At 68.4% G+C, this 12425-nt stretch carries 11 protein-coding genes; 2 read left to right on the forward strand and 9 right to left on the reverse strand.

Features of this window, described 5'->3' with window-relative positions; all coding sequences use genetic code 11:
- Positions 1-3: 3 nt before the first annotated feature.
- The 8 genes from EH199_RS05535 to EH199_RS05570 form a co-directional block, all read right to left on the reverse strand.
- Positions 4-2661 carry a sensor histidine kinase KdpD gene (locus EH199_RS05535; RefSeq protein WP_124808281.1) on the reverse strand — a complete coding sequence of 886 codons (2658 nt, stop codon included), beginning with the start codon at positions 2659-2661 and terminating at the stop codon, positions 4-6.
- Entirely contained in the window at positions 2658-3254 is a 597-nt protein-coding gene (kdpC, locus tag EH199_RS05540) for a potassium-transporting ATPase subunit KdpC (protein WP_124808282.1), read from the reverse strand. The genes EH199_RS05535 and kdpC overlap by 4 nt, the downstream gene beginning before the upstream one ends.
- An 11-nt stretch (positions 3255-3265) precedes the next feature.
- Positions 3266-5263: a potassium-transporting ATPase subunit KdpB gene (kdpB, locus tag EH199_RS05545; protein ID WP_124808363.1), complete on the reverse strand. Its 1998-nt coding sequence runs from the start codon at positions 5261-5263 to the stop codon at positions 3266-3268.
- Positions 5264-5306: 43 nt separating this feature from the next.
- Positions 5307-7010: a potassium-transporting ATPase subunit KdpA gene (gene kdpA, locus EH199_RS05550; RefSeq protein ID WP_124808283.1), complete on the reverse strand. Its 1704-nt coding sequence runs from the start codon at positions 7008-7010 to the stop codon at positions 5307-5309.
- A gap of 12 nt (positions 7011-7022) precedes the next feature.
- Positions 7023-7112 (reverse strand): K(+)-transporting ATPase subunit F, encoded by a 90-nt coding sequence (gene kdpF, locus EH199_RS05555; RefSeq protein ID WP_124808284.1) that lies wholly within the window; start codon positions 7110-7112, stop codon positions 7023-7025.
- Between the two features lie 106 nt (positions 7113-7218).
- On the reverse strand, positions 7219-7497 hold the full coding sequence (locus tag EH199_RS05560) for a hypothetical protein (RefSeq protein WP_124808285.1): 279 nt from the start codon (positions 7495-7497) through the stop codon (positions 7219-7221).
- A gap of 136 nt (positions 7498-7633) precedes the next feature.
- The gene (locus tag EH199_RS05565; protein ID WP_124808286.1) at positions 7634-8347 is read right to left on the reverse strand and encodes an anti-sigma factor; all 714 of its coding nucleotides are present in this window, start codon (positions 8345-8347) and stop codon (positions 7634-7636) included.
- A complete protein-coding gene (locus tag EH199_RS05570; protein ID WP_223806486.1) occupies positions 8344-8808 on the reverse strand; it encodes an RNA polymerase sigma factor in 465 nt (154 codons plus the stop codon). The genes EH199_RS05565 and EH199_RS05570 overlap by 4 nt, the downstream gene beginning before the upstream one ends.
- Positions 8809-8913: 105 nt before the next feature.
- On the opposite strand from EH199_RS05570, the gene EH199_RS05575 reads away from it, so the two are divergent.
- Complete coding sequence (locus EH199_RS05575; RefSeq protein WP_124808288.1) at positions 8914-10164, forward strand: S8 family serine peptidase; 1251 nt, start codon at positions 8914-8916, stop codon at positions 10162-10164.
- 115 nt (positions 10165-10279) lie between these two features.
- Positions 10280-10969 (forward strand): hypothetical protein, encoded by a 690-nt coding sequence (locus tag EH199_RS05580; RefSeq protein ID WP_124808289.1) that lies wholly within the window; start codon positions 10280-10282, stop codon positions 10967-10969.
- A 61-nt stretch (positions 10970-11030) separates the two neighbouring features.
- On the opposite strand, the gene EH199_RS05585 is transcribed toward EH199_RS05580, so the two are convergent.
- A complete protein-coding gene (locus EH199_RS05585; RefSeq protein WP_223806487.1) occupies positions 11031-12332 on the reverse strand; it encodes an MFS transporter in 1302 nt (433 codons plus the stop codon).
- Positions 12333-12425 lie beyond the last annotated feature (93 nt).

Raw genomic sequence — 12425 nt, forward strand, 5'->3', positions numbered from 1 at the left:
TGCTCATTCTGGGGGCAATTCCTTCAACTGGCCGGGCGGGAAGCGGATCGCGAACGACGCGCCGCGCCCGTCCGCGCGATCGGACGCGGAAACGCCCAGCCCCATCGCTTCGGCAAAACCCTTGACGATCGCAAGCCCCAGCCCGGTGCCGCCCTTGCGGTCCGATCCCTCGATCCGCGCAAACGTCTCGAAAATCCGCTGCGCCTGGCCTGCGGGAATGCCCGGCCCTTCATCCTCGACGAACAGCGTCAGCCCTTGCGGGTCGCGGTGGGCGCGCACGGTTATGCCCGTTCCGGGATCGCCATATTTGGCCGCGTTCTCGATCAGGTTGATCAGGCAATGGTGGAACAGTTGCGGATCGACCAGCACGAACGGAAGATCGGCGGCGATCTCTACGTTCACCAGACGCCCGTGCAGCGCCGTGCCCAGATCGTGCAACGCGCTGGCGACCGCCTCGGCCAGATCGACGGGCTCGATCTTGCGGTGCAGCGCCCCTGCCTCGATCCGCACCATGTCCAGCAGGTTGGCGACGAAGCGGTGGAGCCGTTCCGCCTCGGCGCGCGTCTCGGCGAGCTGGTCCTCCTGCTCAGGCGACATCGCGCGGATCTGCGCCAGCGAGCCGAGGATCGTGGTCAGCGGGGTGCGCAGATCGTGGCTGACGGACGACAGCAAGGCATGGCGCAGCCGGTCGCGTTCGCGGACGTGGGCGAGGTCCGCCATTTCCTCGGCCAGTGCGATCCGCTCCAGCGCCAGCCCGGCCTGGTCCAGCAGGCTCAGCAGGAACGGCAGCTGATCCGCCCGCACCGGCGCGCCCGCATCGGGGCGCGACAGGCCGAACACCGCCAGCACCCGGCTGGTGGTGCCGATCGGATAGAACAGCCATTCCGACGCGGTGAGCGTATCCGATCCCTGCCCCGCGGGCTTGTTGTTGTCGAAGGCCCAGCGGGCGGCGGCATCGTCGAGCATCGCCAGCCTGCCCCCCGGCGGCGCGGCAGCCCGCACCGCAAGGCCCGCCGCATCGGGCATCAGCAGCACCGTGTTACCGGCCAGGCGCTGCCCGATCTCGTCGCACAGCACCTGCGCCAGTTCATCGGTGGAAGCGATGCCGGTCAGCCGCCGGGCAAAGCCCGCGAGCGACCGGTTCTGCGCCGCGCTCGCCTGCGCCAGCAATGCCTGCGCCCGCACGCGCGAAGCGAGCTGGCTGCCGACGATGGCCACGCCCAGCAGCACCAGCACGGTGATGATGTTCTGCGGGTCCTGAATGGTGAAAGTGTTGAGCGGCGGGATGAAGAAGAAGTTGTACGCCAGCGAGCACGCGAGGCTGGTGACGATGCCGGTGCGCAGGCCATAGCGTGTCGCCGCCAGCATCACGGGCAGCAGGAACAGCAGGCCGATATTGGTAATGCTGCCCTGCGCGAAGATCATCCGCCCCAGCACGGTGATCGCCGCACCAAGGCCCAGCGACACGGCATAGCCCTGCCACGAACCCCAGCCCTCGCCCAGATCGGGAAGACGCATTTTGCGGGCCGCTCCCGCTTCGGACAGCGGCAGGACATGCACGGCAAGTCCGGGGGCATCGCGCACCAGCCGGTCCACGATCGATCCGTGGCGCAGTTCGAACCAGCGCGACCGCCGCGATTTTCCGACGATCAGCTGGGTCGCGCGCGCTTCCGCCGCGAACTGCCGCAAGCCGGCCAGCGCGCTTTCGGCGGGGATGGTCTCGATCTGCGCGCCGAGTTGCGAGGCAAGGCGCATGGCTTCGGCCAGCCGCGCACTTTCGGCCGAGGTGAATCCGGCATCGCGCGGGGTTTCGACATGGACCGCCGTCCACGGCGCGCGCAGCGCGTCGGCCAGCCGCTTGGCCGCGCGCACCAGTTCGATCGCGCCCGCCTGTTCGCTGATGGCCACGACCAGCCGGTCGTTGACCGCGAACGTGCCGCCCACCGCGTTGGCGCGCACATAGTCCAGCATCTGCGCGTCGACGGCTTGCGCCGCGCGGCGCAAGGCCAGTTCGCGCAATGCCGAAAGGTTGGACTTGGAAAAGAAGTGCCCCAGCGCGCGCGCGGCTTCGTCCGGCACATAGACCTTGCCTTCGCGCAGCCGTTCGATCAGCTCGTCGGGGGGAATATCGACGATCTCGATTTCCGCGTTCTCGATCACCCGGTCCGGCAGCGTTTCGCGCACGCGGACCTTGGTGAACGAGGCGACCAGATCGTTCAGGCTTTCGAGATGCTGGATATTGAGCGTCGAATAGACGTCGATCCCCGCCGCCAGCAGTTCCTCTACATCCTGGTAGCGCTTGTCGTGGCGGCTGCCCGGCGCGTTGGTATGGGCCAGCTCGTCGACCAGCACCAGTTGCGGCCGGCGCGCGAGAATGGCGTCGATGTCCATCTCCGCCAGGGTGTGTCCCTGATAGGCGATGGGTTTGCGCGGCATGATCTCGAAGCCGTCGACCTTGGCCTCGGTTTCGCGCCGGCCGTGGGTTTCGACCACGCCGACCACGACATCGACGCCCGCGTCACGCCGCGCCGCGCCATCGCTGAGCATCTCGTAGGTCTTGCCCACGCCCGGCGCCGCCCCAAGGAATACCTTGAGGCGGCCCTTGGCCTCGCGCGCGGCGGCGCGCAGCAAGGCATCGGGATCGGGCCTGGCGTCGTTCATGGCCTCCCGTGTGCGCCCGCAGGAGCCGCGCTGTCGAGAGCCAGATTGAGTTCCAGCGCGTTGACGCGCGGCTCGCCCAGAAAGCCCAGCGTCCGCCCTTCCACATGGCGGGCGACCAGCGCGCGCACGGCCGGTTCGCTTATCCCCCGCGCCCGCGCGATGCGGCCCACCTGGAAATAGGCCGCCTCGGGGCTGATATGGGGATCGAGCCCCGAGGCGGAAGTTGTCACCAGGTCAGGCGGAACGATGACGCCCGGTGAGGTCGCGAGAGCGCGGGTATCGGCTTTCACCCGGTCGGCCAGCGCCTGGCTGGTCGGGCCGAGGTTGGAACCGGCGGAGGCGGTGGCGTCATAGCCCCTGCCGGCGGCCGACGGGCGCGGATGGAAATAGCCGTCGCTGGCGAAGCCCTGCCCGATCAGGCTGGAGCCCACCGGACGGCCATCGCGATCGATCAGGCTGCCATTGGCCTGGCGGGGGAACAGCACTTGCGCCACTCCCGTCAGCACCAAGGGATAGGCAAGCCCCAGCAACAGGGAGAACAATACCGTGAGCACCAGCGCGGGGCGCAGCGCGGCCAGAAGATCCTTGGTCATATCGAAAATCCTCAGACGAGATGAAGCCCGGCGACGGCGAGATCGATCGCCTTGATGCCGATGAACGGCGCGACCAGGCCACCAAGACCATAGACCGCCAGATTGCGGGCCAGCAGCGGCCCGGCACCCATCGGCCGATAGGTCACGCCCCTGAGCGCCAGCGGCACCAGCGCCGGAATGATCAGCGCGTTGAAGATGATCGCCGAAAGGATCGCGCTTTCCGGGGAAGCGAGCTTCATCACGTTGAGCACGCCCAACCCCGGATAGAGCACCACGAACATCGCCGGGATGATCGCGAAATACTTGGCGACGTCGTTCGCCACCGAGAAGGTGGTCAATGCCCCGCGCGTCATCAGCAACTGCTTGCCGAGGCCCACGATCTCGATCAGCTTGGTGGGATCGCTGTCGAGATCGACCATGTTGCCCGCCTCGCGCGCCGCCTGCGTGCCCGTGTTCATGGCAACGCCGACATCGGCCTGGGCCAGCGCGGGCGCATCGTTGGTGCCATCGCCGCACATCGCCACCAGCTTGCCGCCCTGCTGCTCCTTGCGGATCAGCGCCAGCTTGTCCTCGGGCGTCGCTTCGGCCAGGAAATCGTCGACGCCGGATTCGGCGGCGATGGCGGCCGCGGTCAGCGGGTTGTCGCCGGTGATCATCACCGTGCGGATGCCCATGCGGCGCAGTTCCGCGAACCGTTCGCGCACGCCCGCCTTGATCACGTCCTTCAGCGCGATCACGCCGAGCAGCTGGCCATCCCGCGCGACCGCGAGCGGCGTCTGGCCCGACCGCGCGATCTCTTCGGATATGCGCCGCAGTTGGGGGGCATGACTGCCCGAAGCCGCCTCGGGATTGGCGCGCAGGATCGCGTCCACCGCGCCCTTCTGCACCAGCCCGGCGTCGGTCCTGACGCCCGAAATCCGGGTCTGCGCGGTGAAGGGAATGATCTCCGCGCCTGCGGGCAGGGCATCGATGGCGACACCGAACGTTTCGCGCGCGAGAACGACGATGGAGCGTCCTTCGGGCGTCTCGTCGGCCAGGCTCGCCAGCATGGCGGCCTGCGCCAGCGTGGCGGCGGCGATGCCGTCCAGCGGACGGAAGGCGCAGGCCTGCCGGTCGCCGATGGTGATCGTGCCGGTCTTGTCGAGCAGCAGCACGTCCACGTCGCCCGCCGCTTCCACCGCCCGGCCCGACTTGGCCAGCACGTTGAAGCGCACCAGCCGGTCCATCCCGGCAATGCCGATCGCCGAAAGCAGCGCGGCGATGGTCGTGGGGATCAGCGTGATGAGCAGCGCGGCCAGCACGGCGACGGGAATGTGCCCGCCGGCATAGCGGGCGAAGGCGGGCACCGTCGCCACCGCGATCAGGAAGATGATGGTCAGGCCCACCAGCAGGATCGTCAGCGCAATCTCGTTGGGAGTCTTCTGCCGCTCCGCCCCTTCGACCAGCGCGATCATCCGGTCGAGGAAGCCCTGCCCCGGCTCCTGCGTCACCCGCACGCGGATCGAATCCGAGATGACGCGCGTCCCGGCGGTGACGGCGGACCGGTCGCCGCCGGCCTCGCGGATCACGGGCGCGCTTTCGCCGGTGATGGCCGCCTCGTTGACGGAGGCGACGCCGGCGATCACTTCCCCGTCGGCGGGGATGAGGTCGCCGGTTTCGACCAGCACCTCATCCCCCCGCCGCAATTGCGAGGCGGGCACGACCTGGCCATTGGGCAGCCGGGCGGCAAGCTCGCTCTTGGTCGCGCGCAGCGACGCCGCCTGGGCGCGGCCGCGTCCTTCGGCCAGCGCTTCGGCAAAGGTGCCGAACAGCACGGTCAGCCACAGCCAGACGATCAGCTGCGCCTGGAAACCCAGCGGCAGCGGCTCGCCACCCAGCGCCAGCAGCAGCGTGAGCAACAGGGCCACCACCGCCGTGGTGAACAGCACCGGATTCTTCACGAGCGCGGCGGGATGGAGCTTGCGGAAGGCGTCGCCGATCGCGGGAACGGTCAGCTTGGCCGAGAACATGGATGCGGGAACGCTCTGGGGCGTGGTCATGATAACAAACCTCTCAGAACAGCTGGCCGGAGATCATGGCGAGATGATCCGCGATGGGGCCAAGCGCGAGGCTAGGAAGAAAGGTGAGGCCGCCGACGATCAGGATGATGCCCACCAGCAGGCCGACCCACAGCGGGCCGGTCGTGGGGAAGGACCCGGCGGTTTCGGGTGTGTACTTCTTGGCCGCGAGGCTGCCCGCGATGGCCAGCGCCGGAACGATCATGAAGAACCGGCCGATCCACATCGCCACCGACAGCAGCCCGTTGTAGAACGGCGTGCCGGCAGTCAGCCCGGCGAAGGCCGAGCCGTTGTTGCCCGTGCCCGACGAATAGGCATAGAGGATCTCGGTGAACCCGTGCGGCCCCTTGTTGAGCGGCCCGGCCAGCCCCGCCGGCAGCACCGCGCTGATCGCGGTGAAGCCCAGGATGCACAGCGGCAGCACGGCGATGGCCAGCACCGCCAGCTTCACCTCTTTGGCCTCGATCTTCTTGCCCACGTATTCCGGCGTGCGGCCAACCATCAGACCGGCAATGAACACCGCCAGCAGAGCGAACAGAAGGAAGCCATAGATCCCCGCGCCGACGCCGCCGACCACGATCTCGCCCAGTTGCATGTTGAACAGCGGGATCATCCCGCCCAGCGCGGTGAAGCTGTCATGCATGGCGTTGACCGCACCGCACGACGCGGCTGTGGTGACCACCGAGAACAGCGCGCTGGCGGCAATGCCGAAGCGCACTTCCTTGCCTTCCATGTTGCCGCCGGCCACGCCAAGCTGGTGCAGCACCGGATTGCCCGCCGCTTCCTGCCAATAGGTGATGCCGGCGCCCGCCAGGAACAGGATCATCATCGCGGCCAGGATCGCCCAGCCCTGTCGGACGTTGCCCACCGCCTTGCCGAAGCAATACGTGAGGCCCGCGCCGATCGCGAAGATCGACAGCATCTGCACCAGATTGGTCAGCGCGGTGGGGTTCTCGAACGGATGGGCGCTGTTGGCGTTGAAGAAGCCGCCGCCGTTGGTGCCCAGCATCTTGATCGCTTCCTGGCTGGCCACCGGCCCCAGCACCAGCGTCTGCTTCACACCTTCCAGCGTGGTCACGTCCACGCTCGACGCCAGCGTCTGCGGCACGCCGCTGGCCACCAGAAACAGCGCATAGACGATGCAGGCCGGCAGCAGCAGATAGAGCGTGACGCGCGTGCAATCGGCCCAGAAGTTGCCGATCGTGCCGCTCTCGCGCCGGGCGAAACCCCGGAACAGCGCGAAGGCGATGGCGATGCCGGTGGCCGCCGACAGGAAGTTGTGAATGGTCAGCGCCAGCATCTGGCTGAGATTGCTCATCGTGCTTTCGCCGGCGTACCACTGCCAGTTGGTGTTGGTAACGAAGGCGATGGCGGTGTTCATCGCGCCATCGCCGCCAATGGCGCCCAGCGCGCGCGGATTGAGCGGAAGCACCGCCTGGAACCGCAGCAGCGCATACGTGAACACCGTCAGCACCAGCTGGAACAGCAGCATGTGCAGCGCATAGGCGCGCCAGGTCTGCTCATGGTCTGGCCGGATGCCGGCAAGACGGTAGAAGCCGCGCTCCACCGGCCCAAGCACGCGATGGAGCGGTGTCGTCCGCCCTTCATAAAGGGCGAACAGGAATGCACCGACCGGCTGTGCCAGCGCGACGGTCAATGCCGTGAACAGCAGGATCAGGGTCCAGCCTTCGATGGTCATGGATGGCTCCGTTCAGAAGCGTTCGGGCCGCAGGAGCACGGCGAGAAGATAGACGAGCAGGCCGGCGGCGGTGATACCGGCCAGCAGAAGCGGAAGGGTCATGGCGAAATCCTCAGGCCTTTTCGCAAAGGCGGACAAAGGCGAGCGTAAGCAGGAAAAGGCCGCCCAGCAGGGCGAGCCACGCGATGTCGGGCATCGGACGGTCCTTTCAGTACCAGAGGCTGCGCGAGGGGATGGGGACGTGGCGGAACAGGCCCGGTCCCTCGATCACGAAGGCGAGCCCGCTGGTCAGCAGCAGGAAGACCACCCCGCACAACGCCAGTTCGCCGGGAGTGGTGTGGTGCGCCGGCGGCGTGGTAATGATCCGGTGCGCCCACACCGAGGCCCGGTGCGCGCCGCCGAGCAGCAGGACGCCAAGCGACCGCATGACGAGTTCGGCGGTCCACCAGCGTTCACCCCGGCGCAGGCGATCGAAAGCGTGTGACATGGAAAAGCTCCCGCAATGCAAATGCGGTGCTTCCACTGCGCCTTCCGGGCGTTAAGATTCCACGGGGAATTCAGGCCGCGCCGTAAAGATTCCATAAAGCGCGCGGGGCCGCTCGCGGCCGCCCGAACATGACGCCCTAACGCTTCCAATGCCGCGCAATAGCGGCCTTCTCCGCATCCGCATCGAGCGCCGACCCGCTCGCCATGTCCTGCACGGCCGCCATCAGGCGCGGATCGGCGCTGCCGGCCTGGCGATAGACGCCTTCTTCTCCAGCCGATCCACCGAACGCCTTCTCCAGCCGCCAGCCGCGCGCATCGCGGCAGGCGATCCCGGCCCCGGCCTGCCCGCTATAGCCACGGCAGAAATCGCCCTTGGCGTTGGCGAAGCTCAGCATCACGCGCACCGGCGCGCCCGCCGCCGGGGTTCCGGAAAGCTGCGTGTCGAGCGCCGCCGCCAATTGCCCGTCCGCATAGCCGGGGCCACCGCTCGGCGCCGGCCGATTGACCACCACGGCCAGCGCCAGCGAGGCCGCCAGCGCCGCCCCGGCGCCCCAGGCCCAGCGCGATCGCGTGCCGCTGGACGCCGACGCGGCGCGTGCCTTGCGCGCGGCATCGAGCGAAAGGACTTCGGCTTCCGGCCGCGCCCGCACCGCGCGGGTCAGCGCCTCGGGCAGCGGGGCGTCGAGAATCGGCGCGAAATGGGCGGAAAGCCGCGCCTTCAGGGCCCGGTGCGCTTCCACCTGGCGGGCGAGCGCGGGGTCCCGCGCCAGCGCCTGCTCCACGCGATCGCGCTCCGCGCCTTGGAGTTCGCCATCAGCATAGGCGGCGATCATTTCGGGGGTGATGGTCATGCCGCTTCTCCCAGCAGGGCGAGCAGGGCGTCGCGCCCCCGGACCAGACGCGAATTGAGCGTGCCGACCGGACAGCCGACGATGTCCGCCGCTTCCTTGTAGGACCAGCCTTCGACCATCACCAGCAGCACGGCCTCGCGCTGATCGTCGGGCAGGCGGGCCATCGCACGATCGACATCGGTCAGCATTGCGCGCGCTGCCTGCCCGCCGTCCGCGCCCACCGCGGCGCCGGCTTCCTCGTCTACGAAGGTCTGTCCACGCCGACTGGCCGCGCGCGTCTCGTCGATCCAAAGGTTGCGCATGATTCGGTACATCCAGCTATCCATCCGTGTCCCCGCCTGCCACTGGTCGCGGCTGCGCAAGGCGCGTTCCACCGTCATCTGGCAAAGATCGTCCGCCCGCGCCGGATCGCGCGCCAGCCCGGCCGCGAACCGGCGCAACCGGGGCAGCAGGGCCAGCATTTCGGATTCGAAGCGGTCTGACAGCGTTTTTGCCTTTCCGATGGATAAAACGGATGACGCCAATCGTTTCATCCATAATGAAATCCGAAAGATCGGGAAACGCGGATGCGAAGTCGAATATGGATACTCCTGTCGGTCGCCATGGCCTCCCCGGCGCTGGCGCAGATCGGCCCCATCGGTCAGCAATTGCCCGGCGTGGCCCAGCCCGTCGAGCGCGTGCTGGGCGGGACGCTGGAATCGGTCGATCGCACGCTCGGCACGGGCGTTGATGCCACGACGCGGACGGTGCGCGGGGCCGCCGCGCTGGCGCAGGCGCGGATCGACCGGATCGGCGATCTGGTTCGCCGCAACCCGGCGGCGATCGAGCGCGATGCCGACGGCAATCCCGCGCGCAAGGGCGAATTGCTGCTGGTAGCGCCGGATCAGGCGACGCTCGATGCCGCGCGGCAGCTTGGCTTTGCGGTCATGGCCGAGGAACGGCTCGATACGCTCGATATTTCCGTCACCCGGCTCTCCGTGCCGCGCGGCATGACGCTGGCCCGTGCGCAAGCCCTGCTGCGCAAGGCCGCGCCCGATGCAACCGTGTCCGCAGATACGCTGAACTTCCCGTCGGGATCGGCCGCGCCGGCGCGTGGGCGGGAAGGCAAGGCCTCGCCGCCGCTCCCCCCGGTCGCCACGCCGGTCGGCGTGATCGATGGCGCGCCCGGGCGGGCCATCCCCGTGGAAGCCGTCCGCGGCTTCGCGCCCGGCGCGCCGGCACCGGGCGATCATGGCAGCGCGGTGGTCTCGCTGCTGCGCCGCGCCGGGGTGCAACGGGTACTGGTGGCCGATGTCTATGGCGCGGGGCCAGCCGGGGGAAACGCGCTGGCGATCGCGCAAGGGATGGACTGGCTGATGGGGCGCGGCGTGCGGGTCATCTCGATCAGTCTGGTCGGACCCGCCAACGGCCTGCTGGCGCGGACCATGGACGCGGCGCAACGGCGGGGGGCGGTGATCGTCGCGGCGGTGGGCAACGATGGCCCGGCCGCGCCGCCGGCCTATCCCGCGTCCTATCCCGGCGTGCTGGCGGTCACCGGCGTCGACGGCCGCAACCGCGCTCTGATCGAGGCGGGTCGGGCGCGGCACCTCGACTACGCGGCCCCCGGCGCCGACATGCGCGCGATGAACGCTGCCGGACGGCTCGTGCCCGTGCGCGGCACCTCTTTCGCGACGCCGCTTGTCGCCGCGCGCGCCGCCAATGCCATGGATGCCCGCGCCGCGCTCCCGGCCGCACTCGACCGGGAGGCGATCGACCTGGGCGCGCGCGGGCCGGATGCGGTTTACGGCCGTGGCCTGATTTGCACAATTTGTCGATAAATCAGATATTTGTGAAAAATATCGAGCGAGCGTGGATTAAACCGAACGCATCCTTCGTTTTCAGGGCAAGGGGATGGATCAGGATCCATCACCACCAAACGAAAGGATGGATACCATGCGTAAGCTCATCACGATTTCGGTTCTCGCCTTCGCCGTTTCGACCATGCCGGCCCACGCCCAGCTCCTGGGTGGCGGCCTTGGCGGCGGATCGCTCGGCGGCATGGTCGGCGGCACGCTGGGCGGTACGCTCGGCGGCGGCCTGAACGGCGACCTGCCGATCGGCTCGACCATGGACCGCGTGGGGTCGGCTACGTCCGGCGCGGCCAGCGCCACCGGCTCGACCACGGGCAGCACCCGCGTCAACCGCCACAACGGGCAGGTTCACGCCGACCGCAGCGCCAGCGGCAGCGCGACCGGTGCCGTCACCCAGAACCTTGCCAGCCCGGCCGGCGCCCTCACCGGCGCGGTTTCCGGCAGCGGCTCGGCCAGCGGGTCTGCCAACGCCGATGCGCAGCTGATCGGCACCGACCAGATCGCCTCGACCTCGCGCGCCGTGGCGGGAACGGCCCGCAACACCGCGAGCGCCGCTGCCGGCAAGGCTCGCACCACGGCTCAAGGCGCGGCGATGACCGCGCGGGACACCGCAGCCGGCGCGGCATCGCGGACCCGCGATGTCGCCGGCAAGGCGGCCCAGCGCGCGAACAGCACTGCGGGCGCCGTGGCCGACAAGGCCGCCAGCACCTCGGTGACCGGCGGGGTGACCGGTTCGGTCAGCGGAAACGGTTCGGCAACGGCCGGCAACTGACGCCCCGGGGGCACTCTCGAAGGGCCTGATCACTCCTTAAGGGGTGGTCAGGCCCTTTCGTTCAGGGCTGGGGCGCGGTGCGGACCCGCAGGGTGGCGACGGCCGCGAGCAACAGCATCAGCCCGGCCAGCGACAGCACGTTGCGTGGATCGGAGCCCAGCACGGTGCCGTATAGCAATGGCATCGTGACCGTCTGGATCAGCATCGGCACGACGATGAACATGTTGAAGATGCCCATGTAGATCCCCGTGCGTTCGGCCGGGATGCTGTTGGCCAGCAAGACATAGGGGCTGCCCATCAGGCTGGCCCAGGCGATGCCGATGCCGATCATCGGCAGATAGCTCCAGGCCTCGTTGCCCATGTGCGGCAAGGCCAGCATCGCCACGCCGCCCAGCGCGATGCTGACCGCGTGCACCGGCTTCACGCCCAGACGCCGGATCAGCGGAACGAGCGCGAACGCGGCGAGGAAGGCCAGGAAGTTGTAGAACCCGCCCAGCCGCCCGTTGACAAGCGTGGCATCGCGCAGCGCCACCGCCGAATCCGAACCGTGAAGCGACCGCGCCAGCGACAGCGTGACGTACTGCCAGTAGCAGAACATGCCATACCATTGGAACAACATGGCCACACCGAACTGCCGCATCGGCCCGGGCATTTCGCGCACCGCATCCGCGAAATCGCGCCACGCGGTTCCGGCCGACAATGGCTGGGCACGCATCGCCGCCGCCTCGTCCGCCGGCAAGGGCAGCTCCGGCACACGCCAGACCGACCATACGATCGTCGACAGCGACAGCACCGCGCCGATGATGAAGGCCACGCGCGTCACGTGCGGAATGCCGTTCGCGTCGACCGCGTCCGCGCTCATGCCGGCCCACACGAACAGCGACGGCGCAAGGTAGGACAGCGTCTGGGCAAGTCCGGTAAAGGCGCTCTGCGTCAGGAAACCGAGTGGCCGCTCGGCCGTGTCGAGCCGGTCGCTGACATAGGCCCGGTACGGTTCCATGGTGATATTGTTGGCAGCATCGAGCACCCACAGCAGCGACGCGGCGACCCACAAGGCGGGGCTGAACGGCATGGCCAGCAGGGCCAGGCTGCACAGCACCGCCCCGATCAGGAAATAGGGCGTGCGGCGTCCGATTCGCGTGGACGTGCGATCGCTGAGCGCGCCGATCAGGGGTTGGACGAGCAAACCCGTCATTGGGCCGGCCAGCCACAGCACCGGCATGATCGTCGCGTCCGCGCCCAGATAGGTGTAGATCGGCGCCATGTTGCTCTGCTGCAATCCGAAGCTGAACTGCAGCCCCAGAAAACCCAGATTCATCTGCACGATGCCAGGAAAACCAAGGCGTGGCCGGGTGCCCTTCATAGTTCCTCTCCTAACCGGGTTTGGCGCTGTTTGCTTGCATCGCTTGCCCTGTCCCCTGCGTAGCAAAAATGCAAAGGTTTGCAAATTATTCTT

It is taken from the genome of Novosphingobium sp. LASN5T (assembly GCF_003856955.1).
Classification (GTDB): Bacteria; Pseudomonadota; Alphaproteobacteria; order Sphingomonadales; family Sphingomonadaceae; genus Novosphingobium.

Bases quoted from the DNA above. Each gene is read 5' to 3' on its own strand.
- EH199_RS05535 (WP_124808281.1), bottom strand. From the start codon at position 2,661: ATGAACGACGCCAGGCCCGATCCCGATGCCTTGCTGCGCGCCGCCGCG.
- kdpC (WP_124808282.1), bottom strand. From the start codon at position 3,254: ATGACCAAGGATCTTCTGGCCGCGCTGCGCCCCGCGCTGGTGCTCACG.
- kdpB (WP_124808363.1), bottom strand. From the start codon at position 5,263: ATGTTCTCGGCCAAGCTGACCGTTCCCGCGATCGGCGACGCCTTCCGC.
- kdpA (WP_124808283.1), bottom strand. From the start codon at position 7,010: ATGACCATCGAAGGCTGGACCCTGATCCTGCTGTTCACGGCATTGACC.
- kdpF (WP_124808284.1), bottom strand. From the start codon at position 7,112: ATGACCCTTCCGCTTCTGCTGGCCGGTATCACCGCCGCCGGCCTGCTC.
- EH199_RS05560 (WP_124808285.1), bottom strand. From the start codon at position 7,497: ATGTCACACGCTTTCGATCGCCTGCGCCGGGGTGAACGCTGGTGGACC.
- EH199_RS05565 (WP_124808286.1), bottom strand. From the start codon at position 8,347: ATGACCATCACCCCCGAAATGATCGCCGCCTATGCTGATGGCGAACTC.
- EH199_RS05570 (WP_223806486.1), bottom strand. From the start codon at position 8,808: ATGCTGGCCCTGCTGCCCCGGTTGCGCCGGTTCGCGGCCGGGCTGGCG.
- EH199_RS05575 (WP_124808288.1), top strand. From the start codon at position 8,914: ATGCGAAGTCGAATATGGATACTCCTGTCGGTCGCCATGGCCTCCCCG.
- EH199_RS05580 (WP_124808289.1), top strand. From the start codon at position 10,280: ATGCGTAAGCTCATCACGATTTCGGTTCTCGCCTTCGCCGTTTCGACC.
- EH199_RS05585 (WP_223806487.1), bottom strand. From the start codon at position 12,332: ATGAAGGGCACCCGGCCACGCCTTGGTTTTCCTGGCATCGTGCAGATG.